Here is a 280-nt window from a genome sequence, read left to right as displayed (position 1 = left end):
GCCCAACTACGTCACCCCACAAGGGCTGGCGCAGTTGCAGGCGAAAGTCATCGAGTTGCAGAGCCTGCACGCCGAGCAAACGGCCAAGGGCGAGCAGGCCGACAAACAACGTCTCGCCGATCTGCAACGGGATCTGCGTTATTTCACTCAACGCCTGAGCAGCGCCCAAGTCGCAGTCGCTGCGACTTCCACCGACAAGGTGCAGATCGGTAGCTGGGTGACTTTTGCCGATGAACACGACACTGAACACCGCGTGCAACTGGTCGGCGAGGATCAGGCC

At 60.7% G+C, this 280-nt stretch carries 1 protein-coding gene; it reads left to right on the top strand.

Annotated elements, in window-relative coordinates:
• A partial coding sequence (locus tag AAEY83_RS14340) for a GreA/GreB family elongation factor (protein ID WP_351059887.1) occupies positions 1–280 on the top strand: 280 nt, incomplete at both ends.

The organism is Psychrobacter sp. TB20-MNA-CIBAN-0197, from assembly GCF_040309765.1.
GTDB classification, from domain to species: domain Bacteria; phylum Pseudomonadota; class Gammaproteobacteria; order Pseudomonadales; family Moraxellaceae; genus Psychrobacter; species Psychrobacter submarinus.
This window is presented reverse-complemented; position numbering and strand designations above follow the sequence as displayed.